This window comes from Glaesserella parasuis, from assembly GCF_002015085.1.
GTDB classification, from domain to species: domain Bacteria; phylum Pseudomonadota; class Gammaproteobacteria; order Enterobacterales; family Pasteurellaceae; genus Glaesserella; species Glaesserella parasuis.
Genome location: NZ_MUXW01000038.1, coordinates 19,815 through 35,361, shown reverse-complemented (window position 1 = coordinate 35,361; position 15,547 = coordinate 19,815). Strand labels below are relative to the sequence as shown.

At 38.7% G+C, this 15,547-nt stretch carries 15 protein-coding genes and 1 rRNA gene; 4 read left to right on the top strand and 12 right to left on the bottom strand.

The features are described from left to right. Nucleotides 1–99 (top strand): 5S ribosomal RNA (rrf, locus tag B0183_RS09000); the annotation flags it as partial. A gap of 89 nt (nucleotides 100–188) precedes the next feature. Here rrf and B0183_RS08995 read toward each other — a convergent pair. The 5 genes from B0183_RS08995 to fmt all read right to left on the bottom strand — a co-directional run bounded on the left by B0183_RS08995 (nucleotide 189) and on the right by fmt (nucleotide 6,536). Next, nucleotides 189–839 carry an IS1595 family transposase gene (locus B0183_RS08995; RefSeq protein ID WP_078208689.1) on the bottom strand — a complete coding sequence of 217 codons (651 nt, stop codon included), beginning with the start codon at nucleotides 837–839 and terminating at the stop codon, nucleotides 189–191. A gap of 51 nt (nucleotides 840–890) precedes the next feature. Further along, nucleotides 891–2,000 (bottom strand): alanine dehydrogenase, encoded by a 1,110-nt coding sequence (ald, locus tag B0183_RS08990; RefSeq protein ID WP_021111930.1) that lies wholly within the window; start codon nucleotides 1,998–2,000, stop codon nucleotides 891–893. An 895-nt stretch (nucleotides 2,001–2,895) separates the two neighbouring features. After that, nucleotides 2,896–4,272 carry a Trk system potassium transporter TrkA gene (gene trkA / locus B0183_RS08985; RefSeq protein WP_078208688.1) on the bottom strand — a complete coding sequence of 459 codons (1,377 nt, stop codon included), beginning with the start codon at nucleotides 4,270–4,272 and terminating at the stop codon, nucleotides 2,896–2,898. Nucleotides 4,273–4,287: 15 nt separating this feature from the next. Continuing rightward, nucleotides 4,288–5,586, bottom strand: coding sequence for a 16S rRNA (cytosine(967)-C(5))-methyltransferase RsmB (rsmB, locus tag B0183_RS08980; RefSeq protein WP_078208687.1), 1,299 nt, complete (start codon nucleotides 5,584–5,586; stop codon nucleotides 4,288–4,290). After that, on the bottom strand, nucleotides 5,586–6,536 hold the full coding sequence (gene fmt, locus B0183_RS08975; RefSeq protein ID WP_005711861.1) for a methionyl-tRNA formyltransferase: 951 nt from the start codon (nucleotides 6,534–6,536) through the stop codon (nucleotides 5,586–5,588). Before fmt ends, rsmB begins: the two co-directional genes overlap by 1 nt. 181 nt (nucleotides 6,537–6,717) lie before the next feature. On the opposite strand from fmt, the gene B0183_RS08970 reads away from it, so the two are divergent. Further along, nucleotides 6,718–6,978 (top strand): type II toxin-antitoxin system prevent-host-death family antitoxin, encoded by a 261-nt coding sequence (locus B0183_RS08970; RefSeq protein WP_021115514.1) that lies wholly within the window; start codon nucleotides 6,718–6,720, stop codon nucleotides 6,976–6,978. Between the two features lie 8 nt (nucleotides 6,979–6,986). Further along, nucleotides 6,987–7,406, top strand: a complete 420-nt coding sequence (locus tag B0183_RS08965) for a type II toxin-antitoxin system VapC family toxin (protein WP_021115513.1) — start codon at nucleotides 6,987–6,989, stop codon at nucleotides 7,404–7,406. 90 nt (nucleotides 7,407–7,496) lie between these two features. On the opposite strand, the gene B0183_RS08960 is transcribed toward B0183_RS08965, so the two are convergent. From B0183_RS08960 to B0183_RS08950, 3 genes are read right to left on the bottom strand one after another with little or no spacing between them, the layout of a single operon-like run. Next, nucleotides 7,497–8,492 carry a DNA-processing protein DprA gene (locus B0183_RS08960; RefSeq protein WP_015939967.1) on the bottom strand — a complete coding sequence of 332 codons (996 nt, stop codon included), beginning with the start codon at nucleotides 8,490–8,492 and terminating at the stop codon, nucleotides 7,497–7,499. A 10-nt stretch (nucleotides 8,493–8,502) separates the two neighbouring features. Then, entirely contained in the window at nucleotides 8,503–9,405 is a 903-nt protein-coding gene (locus B0183_RS08955; protein ID WP_021115512.1) for a phosphoribosyltransferase, read from the bottom strand. Next, complete coding sequence (locus tag B0183_RS08950; RefSeq protein WP_021115511.1) at nucleotides 9,380–10,006, bottom strand: HAD hydrolase-like protein; 627 nt, start codon at nucleotides 10,004–10,006, stop codon at nucleotides 9,380–9,382. Before B0183_RS08950 ends, B0183_RS08955 begins: the two co-directional genes overlap by 26 nt. Nucleotides 10,007–10,125: 119 nt before the next feature. Between B0183_RS08950 and B0183_RS08945 the strand changes: the two genes are divergently transcribed. Continuing rightward, nucleotides 10,126–10,512, top strand: coding sequence for a helix-turn-helix domain-containing protein (locus B0183_RS08945; RefSeq protein ID WP_010787177.1), 387 nt, complete (start codon nucleotides 10,126–10,128; stop codon nucleotides 10,510–10,512). 105 nt (nucleotides 10,513–10,617) lie between these two features. Here B0183_RS08945 and B0183_RS08940 read toward each other — a convergent pair whose 3' ends face one another. The 4 genes from B0183_RS08940 to B0183_RS08925 all read right to left on the bottom strand — a co-directional run bounded on the left by B0183_RS08940 (nucleotide 10,618) and on the right by B0183_RS08925 (nucleotide 15,427). Next, nucleotides 10,618–11,583: a PDDEXK nuclease domain-containing protein gene (locus B0183_RS08940; protein ID WP_078208686.1), complete on the bottom strand. Its 966-nt coding sequence runs from the start codon at nucleotides 11,581–11,583 to the stop codon at nucleotides 10,618–10,620. 268 nt (nucleotides 11,584–11,851) lie between these two features. Continuing rightward, nucleotides 11,852–12,142, bottom strand: a complete 291-nt coding sequence (locus B0183_RS08935; protein ID WP_021118610.1) for a nucleotidyltransferase family protein — start codon at nucleotides 12,140–12,142, stop codon at nucleotides 11,852–11,854. 213 nt (nucleotides 12,143–12,355) lie between these two features. Next, the gene (locus tag B0183_RS08930) at nucleotides 12,356–12,781 is read right to left on the bottom strand and encodes a universal stress protein (RefSeq protein ID WP_078208685.1); all 426 of its coding nucleotides are present in this window, start codon (nucleotides 12,779–12,781) and stop codon (nucleotides 12,356–12,358) included. 9 nt (nucleotides 12,782–12,790) lie between these two features. After that, a complete protein-coding gene (locus tag B0183_RS08925) occupies nucleotides 12,791–15,427 on the bottom strand; it encodes a TRAP transporter permease (RefSeq protein ID WP_078208684.1) in 2,637 nt (878 codons plus the stop codon). Nucleotides 15,428–15,547 lie beyond the last annotated feature (120 nt).

Below are 15,547 nucleotides of genomic sequence, written 5' to 3'. Positions count from 1 at the left end.
AGTTGTCCCACCTGATTCCATCCCGAACTCAGAAGTGAAAAGCTGTAACGCCGATGGTAGTGTGGGGCTTCCCCATGTGAGAGTAGAGCATCGTCGGGGTTTTATTAAAGAGAAGAAACTGCAGGTTAGAGATAGCCTGCGGTTTTTTGTTTTAGTAGATATATAAAAGATGAGGCTGTCCTAGATAACTAACTTAAGCTGCCATTAACTAATTGTTTTAAAATGGAAATTTGAGATTTTAAGTTACTGTGATTAAAACGCCATTCGCATTCCTTCAAATACAACTCAAAATGTGCTTTGGGAATACCGTTAAACTTGCGTAAATGACGTTTAGCTTGGCTCCAAAAATTCTCAATTCCGTTTACATGATTTTGTTTTTCTGCGAAATGAGTACTGTGATTGATACGAAAATGATTAAACTCACTCACATCAAGAACATCATAGCTTCGATAAAAATCGGTGTAAACAATGCTGTCAGGCTTCACCTTTTCTCGAATAATCGGTAAAAGTGTCGCAGATTGAGTATTCGGTACAACGACGGTATACACCTTACCATCATGCTTTAAAAGCCCGAATACAGCGGTTTTACCCACAGCTCCACGACCTCGTTTACCTTTGCGAGTGCCGCCAAAATAGCTTTCATCGGCTTCAATTTCACCTTCAAACATCTCCATATGTGGGCTGTTTTGATAGATAAGCAATTGCAGACGATAGAAGTAATAGGCTGCTGTCGTTTTATTTACATTTACCAGCTCAGCCGCTGTTCGAGCAGTGACACCTGCCACAAACAGCTCAATGAGTTTATTTTGTTTATGCTGACTTAGGCGACTTTTTCTCATTTGGTTATTTTAACCTAAAATAGAGCTTTTAGTCGTTATCTAGGACAGCCCCTAATTTAATGCTTCTTTTGGATCGGTATAAGCAATACCAAAGGCATCACTCACACCTTTGAAAGTACATTTACCGTTGTAAGTATTCAAACCTTGTAATAAAGCTGGATCAGACAAGCACGCTTCTTTTACACCGAGTGCTGCGAGTTTCAAGCCAAATTCTAAGGTTGAGTCGGTTAAACCTAAGGTTGAAGTACGAGCCACACAGCCTGGCATATTTGCCACACAGTAGTGGATTACGCCATCAACTTCATAGATAGGTTCATTGTGTGTGGTTGGGTGAGAAGTTTCAAAGCAACCGCCTTGGTCAATTGCTACGTCCACTAATACTGCACCTTTTTTCATCAATTTGAGATCTTCACGACGTAGTAAGTGCGGAGCTTTAGCACCTGGAATTAGTACCGCACCGATCACCACGTCAGCTTCTGGTAATAGGCTTAAAATATTGCCACGAGAGCTGGTGAGTGTTTTGATACGCATATCAAAGATTTGATCGATATAAGCAAGACGAGCAGCGTTAATATCTAGGATAGTGACATCAGCCCCGATACCCATCGCAATTTGAGCCGCATTTAAGCCTACAACACCACCACCTAAAATCACCACTTTCGCTTTTGGTGTACCCGCTGTACCGCTGAGTAACACACCTGCACCACCGAAGGTTTTTTGGATATATTTCGCAGCTTCTAAGGTCGCCAAACGTCCTGCAATGGCACTCATCGGTGCTAAGCAAGGTAAACCTGCAGGGGTTTTGATGGTTTCATACGCCACAGATTGAATTTTGCGTTCAAGCAACATTTCGGTAAGCGGTTTGTCTGCGGCTAAGTGTAGGTAGGTATAAAGGATTTGATTTTCGCGGAAGTAGTGATATTCACATTCAATCGGCTCTTTCACTTTGATGATCATATCACTTTTTGCAAAGAGTGTTGCTTTGTCAGTCAAAGTTGCACCTGCGGCTTGATACGCTTCATCAGGGAAACCAATTTCAGCACCTGCACCGTGTTCAATATAAACAGTATGCCCTGCTTCAACATAAGATTGCACATTTGCAGGGGTTAAGCCAACACGATACTCTTGGACTTTCACTTCTTTTGGGCAGCCAAGAATCATAGTTTTCTCCTTTAAGATGTAATGAATATATTATAAATAGTTGATTGAAATAGTTATTAATAATATATCGTTCAGCGGTTGCATTTATGTATCAGATATACTATTAAATATCCTGTTTCGTCTATATTATATTAAAGGCTTATAAAGTAATTCTGTGATCACAATCACATTTTTTGAAAAAAGATATCTTGATATATCCGTTTGTAGAACCATAAAACCATCTTTGACAGGAGGTTCCCTCTCTTTCTGTAGATTGTTTTTTATCATTTATAAACAGAATAATATTATCGTTTTCTTTACTCATTATGGTTATGCACAATTAGTATTTTGTACCTACCAGTAATCTCTCCTTGTGACCATTTTATCTTACGGATTTTACGCTTTGCGTAGTTTTCCTTTAGCGTTTCCGAATATGATGCTTTTTATTTATTTCGTCAGAAATTACCGAAAATAAACTTTGGCTACTTGAATATTCGGACTTTGATAATTTAACTTTCTTAAATAGTAATAATGACAGGATATAAATCAAGTCTAATAATTCAAACTTAGCAATATAAAAACTAAGTAATGGTGGTTAAAAGAGAAATCCAATAATTAAATTTGATTTACTCTTTCATTCAAAATCAGTACTTATTTTAATTTTAGATTGATAAGATAAGTAGAATGTGTTGTTAAACACATATGTAGTGGAGTTTATATGACGTATAAAATTATTTTTATCCATTGTTATTTACACGAACATAGCATATAAAATGGAAGCGAGCATAGAACTATTTTATTTTGAAGATTTGCCCGTTATTTGTGACTTACATCTCAGCTAGAAAGAGAGGCGAAATAGATTTTGTATTAGATACAATATAGGTAAGTTAATACTAGTTCTATTACTCCTTACTTATTACAAGAAAAACGCACTCAACTGGAAGAGTTTTTCCACTTCGGCAGACTGTTTTTTATCATTCACAAACAGAATAATGTGATCGTTTTCCTCAATCACCGTAGATTTATGGGCAATCAGCACTTCATGATTTCGCATAATCGCCCCCACAATTGCTCCCTGTGGCAGTTTTAGCTCGCTGATTTTGCGACCAACCACTTTTGAGCTTTCTTTATCGCCGTGAGCAATCACTTCAATGCCTTCCATTAAACCTTGTTTAAACGAAGCTACATGAACAATATCGCCTTTGCGGACGTGGCTTGACAAAGCGGAAATTGTCGCTTGTTGTGGCGAAAGAGCAATATCAATAGTTCCGCCTTGAATAAGGTGTAGGTATGCCATTCGTTGCACTAAAACGATCGCTTTTTTTGCTCCTAACCGTTTTGCTAACAAAGACGACATAATGTTCGCCTCATCATCGCTCGTCAAAGCAAGGAATAAATCAATGTTCTCAATATGTTCTTCAAATAACAGCTCTTGATCGGACGCATCGCCACATAACACCAAAGTCTTAGACAGCTTAGAAGCAAGTTTTTCGGCTCTTTCTTGGTTTCGTTCAATCAGTTTAACACTGCAACGATCCTCAAGTGCTTTAGCAAGTGCAATTCCAATGCTTCCGCCCCCCACAATCATTACTCGCTTATGTGGTTTTTCCAGCCTTTGTAATTCTGCCATTACCGCTTTGATATGTTGCGTAGCACAGACAAAAAAGATTTCATCACCAGCTTCGATAATCGTTGAACCTTGAGGAATAAAGGCTTTTTCTTGACGGAAGATTGACACAATTCGGGCTTCAACATGAGGTAAATGATCGCCTAATGCCGAAATAGGATAACCAACTAACGGACCGCCATAATACGCCTTTAAACTCACCAAACTAATTAATTCATCGGCAAAGTGGGCAATCTGCAAGGTACCTGGGTAATCAATAAGGCGTAAAATATCCTGTGTAACTAATAATTCAGGTGCAATGATATGATCTATAGGCAATACGGCGTTATTAAATAAGGTATCACGCTCACGGACATAATCCGAATTACGAATACGGGCAATTTTAGTTGGTACATTAAAGAGCGTATATGCAATCTGACAAGCAATCATATTGCTTTCATCATTATTTGTTACCGCAACCAATAAATCCGCATCACTTGCTCCCGCCTCTCGTAAAATACGAGGTGAAGCCCCATTACCACGAATAACTTGTAAATCGTGCTTATCTTGCAATTGAGCTAAACGTTGCTGATCATCATCAATAATGGTGATGTCATTATCATTATTCGCTAAATTTTCTGCCAGTGTTGAGCCAACTTGCCCTGCACCTAAAATGATGATTTTCATTGCCTACTCACCGTTTTACGCCTGTTTCACTAACTTCGCATAGAAAAATCCATCTCCCCCATCTTGTTTAGGAAAGAATTGCTTCATTAAACATTGCTCGCCACCCACATTGATTTCGACTAATTTAGCCTCTGGGGTTTGAGCTAAAAAGTGCTGAATTTGCTGACTGTTTTCTTCTGGTAACACAGAACAAGTAGCATACAACAACACACCGTTTGGCTTGAGCCTTGCCCAAAGTGCTTTGAGAATTTTTCCCTGCAATTCTGCCAACTCAGCAATATCTTCTTCTTTGCGTAGCCATTTAATATCTGGGTGACGACGGATTACCCCCGTTGCAGAACAAGGGGCATCAAGTAAAATTTTATCGAACATCTCACCGCTTGTAAGCCACTGTTCAGGCTGGCTGGCATCACCGCAAATCACCGTTGCCGTTTGGTTTAAACGAGCTAAATTTTCTTTAACCCGAACTAAACGGGCTTCTTCAATATCTAATGCAATTACTTTTGCTTGCGGTGCTTTTTCTAAAATATGGGTTGTCTTGCCCCCCGGTGCCGTACAGGCATCTAAAATCAATTCGCCATTTTGTGCATCAAGTAATTCGGCAGACCATTGTGCGTGTACATCTTGCACCGTTACCCAACCTTGCTCAAAGTGAGGAAGCTGGCTGACCGACACCGCTTTATCTAATAAAACGGCACAATCAGGCACGCAAGCGGTTGCTTCTTTGTGATTTTTTGCAAGATCGCCCAACAATGCCACATAGTCCGCTCGGTTAGTCCGTTGAGTATTCACCCTAATCCACATCGGCGGTTTTTGGTTATTCGCATCAACAATCTCTCGCCAATTCGGATAGGCTTGTTTCAGCTTATTCACCAACCATTCAGGGTGTAGTGTTTGCCAATGTTTATCCACTTTCGCCAAAATTGCTTCTTGCTCACTCAGAAAACGGCGAAGTACTCCGTTAGTCAAGGCTCGAAAGCTATCTAACTTTAACACTTTTGTCGCATTAACCACTTCATCTACCGCAGCGTGTGGTGGTACTCGCATATAAAGTAGCTGATATAAGCCAACCAAAAGCAAACAATGCACCAAGCGAGTTTTGTTTTTCAGCGGTCTTTCTACCAACAATTTGATAATCACTTCTAAACGGGGCAACACACGGCAAATACCAAAGGTCGTTTCCTGTACCCACGCTAAATCTTTACTATCAAGTTGCGATTGTGCTTCGGGGATCAAGGTTGAAAGGGATTTGCCCTGATCCAACACCTGTAAAATAATCTGTGCCGTAACGGCACGAGTGGAATGTTTTTTCATTAGAGAACGCTTCCTACCTTAAACCAATCCCCCCGTCCGTTTAAAAAATCTTGTACGGACATCGGTTTTTTGCCTGCTGGCTGAAGTTGGGTAATGTTTAACACACCTTGTTGTGTGGCAATTTGGATACCGTTTTTATCCACCGCCAACACCGTGCCGACCGTTTTCTCTTGATGTGGTAGCACTTCCGCTTGATACACTTTTATCCGCTCTTCCACCTCATTCACCATCAAGGTCAAATATGCCATCGGGGCAGGATTGAAGGCACGGATGTTACGCTCAAGCTGACAAGCGGTCATATTCCAATCTAATTTTGCTTCTTCTTTCGTAAGTTTTTCGGCATAGTTCGCTTGCTCGTCTTGCTGTTTTTCAGGCTTAAACTGACCGCTTGTTAAACCGTTTAATACTTCAAGCAATGCGGGCGGTGCAAGTTCGGCAAGTTTGGCATAAAGGCTGGCAGACGTTTCCGTCGCTAAAATCGGTGTTGTCACCTTATGCAACATATCGCCCGTATCTAAGCCAATGTCCATCTGCATAATGGTCACGCCCGTTTCCGTATCGCCAGCCCAAATAGAACGCTGAATAGGCGCAGCCCCACGCCAACGAGGTAACAACGAGCCGTGAACATTTAAGCAACCATATTTCGGTGCTTTTAACACCGCTTCTGGCAGAATTAAGCCATAAGCCACCACAACCATCACATCAGCGTTTAACGCCTGTAACTCTGCCTGAGCCTCTTCTTTGCGTAACGATTTCGGTTGATACACAGGAATATGGTGCGCCTCCGCCAACTGTTTAACTGGACTAGCTTGTAGCTTTTTCCCACGCCCAGCAGGCTTATCTGGCTGTGTGTAAACAGCAATAACGTTATGTTCCGAATTTAACAAGGCTTGTAAATGGGTTGCGGCAAAATCAGGGGTGCCTGCAAAAATAATGTTGAGTTTTTTCATTGTTGATAATCAAAAGTCATTTTGTTGAATGGCATTATTGTAGCGTAAAAATGGTTTGAACGCTGAAACAAAATAAGAGTAATTAAACTGTATAAATCATATTCCACTTTTTACGCTTGTCCTATTTCGCCAATCGCAGTAAGATTGTAACTACTTATCTACATTAAAACGGAGGTACAAAATGCCAGTTATAACCAGCCGTGAATTTAATCAACGTCCTAGCCAAGCTCAAAAAGCCGCTATGCTAGAACCTGTGATCATTACCAATCGTGGTACACCTGCATTTGTGTTAATGACATATCGGGAATATGAAAAAGTACAGCAGGCGAAGCCGTTCCGTTCCGCTTTGGAAGCTTTATTACCTGTTGATAATGAAGACATTGAGCTTGAATTACAACCACGCAGTCGTGGACAGCGTCGTCTTGTAGATTTGGAAGACTAGGAGTGAAAATGTATTTACTTGATACAAATGTAGTGAGCGAAGTTCGTAAAATCAAACAAGGTAAAGCCAATCCCAATTTTGTTGCGTGGTTTTCAACGATCTCAGCACAAGATATTTTTATCAACGCTGTTGTCTTGATGGAAATTGAGCGTGGTATTTTGGCGAAAGAACATAAGGATTTTCGCCAAGGGGCTGTTTTACGAACTTGGCTTGATAGTGTGGTTTTACCGACATTTCACGGCAAAATCCTGAAAATAGACGAAAAGACCGCCCAAATCTGTGCTAAATTACATATCCCTGATCACGCGCCTGAAAATGATGCGTGGATTGCCGCCAGTGCAATTCAACATAACTTAACGCTAGTCACTCGAAACTCTGCTGATTTTGCTTGCACAGGCGTGAAGGTGTTTAATCCCTTTGAAGGGTAAGCGGTGGGATTGAGCAAATTATTTACAAAATTTAGGCATAGCAGTGATTTTTTGCTATGCCTTTTTTGTTTCAAATTACTATCACCTAAATTAGAATAATCCCATTTGTCCATCATCACTCTCTTGGTTTGATGATGGGCTTTTATCCAAATTTAAAATCTGCGTTATCATTGGCATTGGATTGGTTGGATCAATCACAATAACCTTTGCATCTTTCATTACTTGTCGGTTTAAATCATATTTAGGGTTTCTTTGGTATTTCTCGTGATAAATAACCGCACGAGGAATACTATACTCTAAAGATTTTTCCATTGCGTGACGTGAGCCACTATCAATTTTCAATGCGGTAGGATCCACACTATTTGGAGTATAACTGGCACTTAAAATAACAATATCACTAAATAACGCCTGTAAACGATCTCGCCTAATATAACGGGAGCTTAATTCCATTTTAGTGCTAGGAGCATCGTAATATTCAGTAATAAGTAATCCACCCGTTTCAAAAATTTGTTGTGCAAATTCACGATGTTTTACAGGCATTATGTTATTTAATGGGCTAGGTAAAATTGCTACCGTAGCCCCACCGAATTTGAGCGTTTGATCGTGAGCGATAAAATCGCAGCCCTGAGCAAGGCCACTTACGATGACTGCATCTTGTTGCACTAAAAGGCTAACGATTTTACGTTCATCCATTTCGGTATCTTCATCTGGCGTTAAAACACCAATCACAGCTACATTAGTATTTTCCAAACTGAGTAAACCTAGATCACCTTTATAAAAAAGGACATTCGGCTGTTCACTTTCTTTTACTGCTCCACGATGAGTAGGAAATTTTTCATCTCCGATCGCTACAACGCCATCACAACTATCTCCCAAAAGTAAAATCTGTTTTTCAATATTGCTTTTTCGTTGTAAGAAAATTTCTTCTGAAACAGTTTCCTTTTTTACACTTTTGGCTAGTAATTCAACAATTAACTCAAGAGGAGAAGTTTTCGTTTTACTTAAATTCTTATTGATCCAAGCATCTCCAATACCATTGAACGTTTTTGCGGTAAGAATATTTAGAGCATTATCACTATATTTCATTGTTTTATCCTTAAAAAGGGATGTCATCATCTGACGTATTTACGGGGTTGCCAAAAGCATCTAATCGGGAACTGCGTGATCTGTCATTATAACGAGCAGTTTTACTACTATTGATTGGATTACCGAAAGCATCAAATTGGAGCCTACCTGAACGATTATTATAGCGAATCGTTTTACTATTATTGATAGGATTACCAAAGGCATCGTATTGGACACCTAGTGAATTACTATCATAGCGAGTAGTTGTATAACTATTTATTGGGTTACCAAAAGCATCGAAATCATATTGAACGCCCTGCTTGCTATCACTATGATGAGCTGTTTTTGCAACTGTAAATAATACAACTTTATTTGCACCTTCATCTAATAATGCCTGAATACAGTCTTCATCAATATTGATAGTTTTAGTATAAATATCATCAATAAGTAAAATATTTTTTCCTTTTATACCAAATGAAATCAGACAGGTTTTCTTAGTAATACTAGGATAGGGTGAATCTCCATCACCGCCATATTCAGGTTTATGATGGAAGTGAGTAGTTTTTGTATTTTCTATTCTTAGAATATGCTTTATATCTACTCCAATATCCAATGCAATGCGTCGCATTGTAGCAGAAAACAGAAGCTGATTAGGTTTATAGTAAGCTTCTCTTTTAGCTCGGGGAACGATACAAATTGTATCTAATTTTTCCTTTTTAATAATTTCATTTATCGATTCATAGCTATTAGCCCTGAGTTTCTTACAGGCATTATCTAAAACAGAATCACTTTTTTCTCCAAAATCATTTTTTAGATCATTAATAAAATCAGGATTATTAGGTTTTCCCCACCCAAAATAATCTAAGACATAGTAGGCTTTAATTACTTGATGTAAGTATTCATTTATTTCAAGTTGATGAGAATGTAAAGTCATTTTTAACTCCTATAGGGTTGATTTTAATAAGTCGTATATCTGAAACACTTGATAACTTAGCAGAGTCAAGTTGATTTTGATCGTCATCTATAATTATTAAATTATCAGGATCTAAATTTAATTGAGAAATAACTAATGAATATTTATCTAAACTATTATTAGTGTAAAAAATTCGTTCGAATAGATTTTCCAAATCGAAAAAGTCTAATATAGGAATAACACGTCGTGGATTTGCATTTGTAACTAAAATTATTGTAATTTCAGGATTAGATTTAATGTTTTCTAATGCTCTAATCAAAACATCATTTTTCTGAATATAGGATATAAAAGCAGGATAGATTTTATTCTTATAGGTGGCAATTTTAGGTACATCAAGAATAGTATTAAGAATTTCCGAAATAATCTCATAAAGACCTGCTGCAGTGATACGCTGATCAGGCATAGAAGAAACTACTAGTTGATATTGTTTGTCACTCATCTTCATTTGTGCTATATCTTCTATTGAACGGCGATATGCGAGATTATTAGCTTCATTTGTGAAGACTAGCGTGTTATCAAAATCAACGAGCAAATATTTAAAACTAAGTGAATTATCTAACATAACAAAAATCTAGTAAAACCACATAAAATAAACATATCCATTCTACAAACCGTTCACTTATGCTACAATCCACAAAACATTCACATTACCACCCTAAAAAGTACTGATAAGGCAAGGCTATGAATATCAATGATAAAATCCGTTTATTTCGTGAAGATCATCAACTTTCACAAGAAGAAATGGCGACTAAATTAAGTATGTCTACTAAGGGATATGCTAAAATTGAGCGTGGTGAAACCCGAGTGAATTTTGAGAGATTAGAACAAATTTTGGGTGTATTAAATGCGGATATTTATGAATTATTAACTTATGGGGAAGATGGTAGAATTTATATTTGTTCAGGTGATAATAATACGAATTCAAATATATTTTCAGGAAATGGTGATGTTGAAAAACTAAATTTAATGCTTGCCCATAAAGATGAAATTATTAAATTAAAAGATGATGTGATTGAAAGTTTAAGAAATGAAATTAGCCTGTTAAAAGAAAAATTATCTGCTCAATAGTAAATAGTTCAAAATATAAAGCGGTAGGATTGTGACAACATTTTGCAATGTTTTATCATAATCCTACCGCTTCATTTTATTGTTTAACACCAAACCAATATCGGTTTATTCCATATCAAATTCAGCCAACAGTTGCTGAAGTTGATATTCTGCAACGCCAATGGGTAATGGATTATTTTGTAAAGCATATTCCACAACAACTTTATTGCGATTTTTACACAACAATAGTCCAATCGTCGGCGTATCTATCTCTGTTTTTAGTTGGTTATCGACGACAGTCAAATAGAAATTAAGTTGTCCGATATGCTCGGGTTTAAAATCGCAGGTTTTCAGCTCAATAACAACATAACAGCGTAATTTTAAGTGATAAAACAGTAAATCAATATAGAAATCATCACCCCCAACATTTAACTTAACTTGGCTTCCTACAAAACTAAATCCAGCACCAAGCTCTAATAGAAATTGTGTAATATGTTTGGTTAAAGCCTGTTCTAATTCACGTTCGTGGCGTTGTTCCGTTAAATTTAAAAAGTCGAAAATATAGGGATCTTTAAAGGCTTGCCTTGCTAGATCAGACTGTGTATCTGGCAGGGTTTTGTCAAAATTCGTGATGGCTATACCCTGACGGTAAAATAGCTGACTTTCAATTTGATGTACCAGCATATTTCTAGACCAGCCATTTTCAATTGCTTTGCGAGCATACCAAAGGCGTTCCTGTTCATCACTCAGCTTATCTAGTAAAGCAATTTGATGATACCAAGGTAATTGTGCAAGCACCTCTTGCACAATTTCAAATTCAGTCCATTCTTGAGCAAATTTTCGCATATATTTCAGGTTTCGACTGGAAAAACCTTTCATATCTGAAAATTCTGCAGTGAGATCTCGTGAAAGTTGATCGATGACTTTTGCTCCCCACCCTTCGCTTTGCTGACGCTGTAAAATTTCTTGTCCGATTTTCCAATAAAGTAAAACCATTTCGCTGTTCACCGCAAGCATAGCTCGTTGCTGGGAGTGGTGAATGTGATATTTAAGTGATTTTAACCAATTTTGATAGCTTTCTAGATGTAACATAAATCTGCCCTTGAGATAAGTGAAAAGGCATTATAGAAAGCTGGTATAAGAAGAAAAGTTGATATTTTTCATTTTTCGACGCAGATCGAAAAAATAAGATTTTCTTAATGACAAAAGCGGTGGGATTTCACAAATATTTTGCAAATTGCAAAAATACTTCCAAAATTCTAGCGCTTATTTTGTGTCTCCAATATTAATGCTTCAATTTGAGTTAATAATTCAGGCACAGATGTAATAGCCGTTTCATAGACTACTACAAAATCTAGCCTCATAATAATTTTGCCTCTGCTAATACTTGCTGACGAAATTTTTCAGGTAAACTGCGTGGGGTAAGTACATCAACTTTTATACCTAGCAAATCTTCCAACTCCATTTGTAAACCACATAGATCAAACATTGTCGTTTTAGGTGTGGTATCTACCAAAATATCTAAATCACTATTTTTTGTGTCTTTCCCTTTGGCGACTGAACCAAATATGCGCACATTCTCCACTGCAAATTGCCGGCTGATTGCCATAATTTCAGTGTGTTTAGCTTGAATAAGTTGAGATGGGGTCATAATCGGCTCCTTTAGTCACTCTCATTAATGAAAAGTATAACGGAAAAGTGCTTGATTTGAAATTTTGAATAAGGCTATTTCCTTTAATTCGATATAGCGTTATGTTTAGCTGACAGAAAAATAAGATTTTCTTAATGACAAAAGCGGTGGGATTTCGCAAATATTTTGCAAATTGCAAAAATACTTCAAAATCCTACCGCTTGTATTGATTGCCTAACGCAGAACTAAAATTGGTTTGTCGCTATTTCGAGCGACTTTTACCGTATTTGAACTCAGTCCTTTTGCATTAGGTTTACTGCTTGCCAACATCACGATCAGATCAACGGATTTTTCTTCGGCAATGCGGTTGATCTCTTCGTAGATGGTGCCGTGAGCTACTATGTGCTGAACCTTTGAGCCCTCTGGGAAGTTGGCTTGAGTAAAGGCATGTAAGGCTTTATTCGCTTCTTCTATCACAGACTTGTCGAAGTTCTTTGGTAGAAAAGCAGAAATAAAGCTGTCGTCAATGGATTCGATAATGGTCACAACCCGATACACCGCATCGGAATTGTTCCCTGTGAGTTTTAATGCCGTATCAACCACATATTTAGCACTATTGAGATCGTTTAAGTCGATCGCAAGGAGAAGTTTGTTATACATAATTTGTCCTTATTTTTTCATGCGACGGCGCTGATTCCAGCCGACAAAAATCGCTAATAGGAAAGCCGGAATAAACATTAATTCTTTTGGAAGCGAGTTTTGTGGTAACGCTACATCAAGAATGGTTTGATCCCAGTTTAAACCTGCTTTAGCGGCCGGTGAATCAATTTCAACATTATCAATTAAGATCTTCGGTGACATTTCGCCGTTGATTTCAATTTTCTCTCCGGTATCCAACAAGGTTAATCCCATTGCTTTGATACGCTCTTCGCCCGTTGCACCTTCAGGCACTGTAAGCTGTGAGTAGAATTCAATCGGTTTACCATAAGGGTTTACACCTGCCACTTTAAGCGTTAAATTTTGCCCTGCCGGTACTTTCCCTAACTCCTGAACCATTTGAGCAGGCTCAATATGGCGTGAAGTTGGTGAAATATGTTCCATAAAGAAACCTGGACGGAACAAGATAAAGGCAGCGAAGATCAAGACTAAACTTTCCCATAATTTATTTTTGGTAAAGAAATAGTTCATCGTCCCTGCCGTAAAGAGCAGAATCCCAGTGGTTGCACTGATAAAGACGAGAATCCCTTTCGCCCAACTAACATCAATTAAGAGTAAATCGGTATTGAAGATAAATAGGAACGGTAAAATCGCTGTTCTTAAGCTGTAGTAGAATGCTTGCACACCAGTTTTAATCGGGCTACCGCCTGAAATAGCAGCCGCTGCAAAAGAGGCTAAACCAACCGGTGGCGTTACGTCCGCCATAATCCCAAAATAGAACACGAATAAATGGACGGCAATCAATGGCACGATTAAGCCGTTTTGTTTACCGACTTCGACAATCACCAATGCCATTAATGAAGATACCACGATATAGTTTGCCGTGGTCGGTAAGCCCATTCCTAAAATTAAGCTAAAGAGCGCAACCAGAATCAGCATTAATAAGATATTGCCCATTGAGAGCATCTCGATAATACCTGAAAGCTGTACGCCAAAGCCAGTGAGCGATACCGCACCTACAATGATACCTGCGGTTGCTGTTGCAATACCGATACCAATCATATTTCTTGCACCCGACTCCAAACCGTCCACTAACTCTTGAATGCCTTGTTTAAATAGCGCAACTTTGTTACCCGCATCATTACGGAAGAAACTTAATAATGGGCGTTGTGTGACTAAAATCACTGCAAGCGCAACAGTTCCCCAGAAAGCGGATAACCCTGGAGAGAATTGTTCAATCATTAAACACCACATCAATACTACAACAGGTAATAAGAAATGTAAGCCTGCATTCACAGTTGGTTTGCGACGTGGTAATGATACGACCGGTGAATTTGGATCATCAGCTTCTAAATCAGGGAATTGTGAAACTCGGTGAATCAATTTGATATAGACTGTCGCCAATAGAATACACACAATCAAGAAGGCAAAATCAGGTGTAACATTTTTAATCCAGCCTAAGCCATAATGCACCGCAATTGCCAAGCCAAGTGTCACTAAAATATAGCTTACGACTTTAAGCAAAGTGATTAAAATTGGGCTCACAGGTTCGACACGATCCAATCCTTTTAAGCCCATTTTTTGCGCTTCAAGGTGAACGATATACACCAAAGCAATATAAGAAATTAATGCAGGTAAGAACGCATGCACAATCAATTGGCTATACGGCATATTGACGTATTCAATCATCAAGAACGCCGCTGCCCCCATGACCGGCGGCATAATTTGTCCGTTCACTGATGAAGCAACTTCAATCGCCCCTGCTTTTTCCGAGCTCAAACCGACACGTTTCATCATCGGAATGGTGAAGGTACCTGTGGTAACCACGTTGGCAATAGATGAACCTGAAACCAAACCCGTTAACGCCGAAGAGACTACTGCAGCTTTACCCGGACCACCGCTAAAGTGACCTAAATAAGCAAATGCCGTTTTGATAAAATAGTTACCTGCCCCCGCTTTATCCAATAAAGCTCCGAATAACACAAATAAGAATACATATTTGGTTGAAACACCTAGGGCGACACCAAATACCCCTTCCGTTGTAATCCATTGTTGGTTAATGATTTGAGATAATGAACCAGAACGGTGGCTGATGATCCAGCTGGTTGGTAAGAATTGTCCGAAATAGTTATAGAGTAAAAATACCGCAGCGATTATCACTAATGGTAATCCTAAACTACGACGGCAAGCCTCTAACAATAATAAAATGCCTAAACAGCCGGCAATAATATCTTGCGTATTCGGCGCACCAAAGCGGGTAACTAGCCCTTCATAAAAGAAAATATAGTATGCCGCAAGGAATGCCCCGAGGGTTGCAAATAACCAATCTTGGTAAGGAATGCGATGTTTTGGTGATGTTGCAAATGCAGGGAAAGATAAGAAAGCAAGGAACATTGCAAAGGCAAGGTGAATAGAACGTGCTTTGGTATCATCTACCACCACGTTCAGATTCCAGCCCCAATCTCTCACCACTTCTTGCAGCCAAAACGGAAACGGCGAAGTGTAATAAATTTGGAATAGCGACCATAAAATCGCTGTAACAACAATTAATTTTTTACTAAAACCTGTCGGGTTACGACCGCCTGAGTCATTTGAGGCGACGAGATCTTGCAGGTCATCGTAATCCACAGTTTTGGATTGAGCAGACATAAACTCCTCCGAGAAAACCCAAGACAAGCGGTTAGGTTTAACCAAAAATTTGCAAAAAATCAGCCAAATCTGACCGCTTGATGAAAACGACAAAAGGCAGGAAGCGATTTACTCCTGCCT

Bases quoted from the DNA above. Each gene is read 5' to 3' on its own strand.
- B0183_RS08955 (WP_021115512.1), bottom strand. From the start codon at position 9,405: ATGACTTTACATTCTCATCAACTTGAAATAAATGAATACTTACATCAA.
- rsmB (WP_078208687.1), bottom strand. From the start codon at position 5,586: ATGAAAAAACATTCCACTCGTGCCGTTACGGCACAGATTATTTTACAG.
- B0183_RS08935 (WP_021118610.1), bottom strand. From the start codon at position 12,142: ATGACCCCATCTCAACTTATTCAAGCTAAACACACTGAAATTATGGCA.
- B0183_RS08970 (WP_021115514.1), top strand. From the start codon at position 6,718: ATGCCAGTTATAACCAGCCGTGAATTTAATCAACGTCCTAGCCAAGCT.
- fmt (WP_005711861.1), bottom strand. From the start codon at position 6,536: ATGAAAAAACTCAACATTATTTTTGCAGGCACCCCTGATTTTGCCGCA.
- B0183_RS08930 (WP_078208685.1), bottom strand. From the start codon at position 12,781: ATGTATAACAAACTTCTCCTTGCGATCGACTTAAACGATCTCAATAGT.
- trkA (WP_078208688.1), bottom strand. From the start codon at position 4,272: ATGAAAATCATCATTTTAGGTGCAGGGCAAGTTGGCTCAACACTGGCA.
- ald (WP_021111930.1), bottom strand. From the start codon at position 2,000: ATGATTCTTGGCTGCCCAAAAGAAGTGAAAGTCCAAGAGTATCGTGTT.
- B0183_RS08940 (WP_078208686.1), bottom strand. From the start codon at position 11,583: ATGTTACATCTAGAAAGCTATCAAAATTGGTTAAAATCACTTAAATAT.
- B0183_RS08950 (WP_021115511.1), bottom strand. From the start codon at position 10,006: ATGTTAGATAATTCACTTAGTTTTAAATATTTGCTCGTTGATTTTGAT.
- B0183_RS08925 (WP_078208684.1), bottom strand. From the start codon at position 15,427: ATGTCTGCTCAATCCAAAACTGTGGATTACGATGACCTGCAAGATCTC.
- B0183_RS08995 (WP_078208689.1), bottom strand. From the start codon at position 839: ATGAGAAAAAGTCGCCTAAGTCAGCATAAACAAAATAAACTCATTGAG.
- B0183_RS08965 (WP_021115513.1), top strand. From the start codon at position 6,987: ATGTATTTACTTGATACAAATGTAGTGAGCGAAGTTCGTAAAATCAAA.
- B0183_RS08960 (WP_015939967.1), bottom strand. From the start codon at position 8,492: ATGAAATATAGTGATAATGCTCTAAATATTCTTACCGCAAAAACGTTC.
- B0183_RS08945 (WP_010787177.1), top strand. From the start codon at position 10,126: ATGAATATCAATGATAAAATCCGTTTATTTCGTGAAGATCATCAACTT.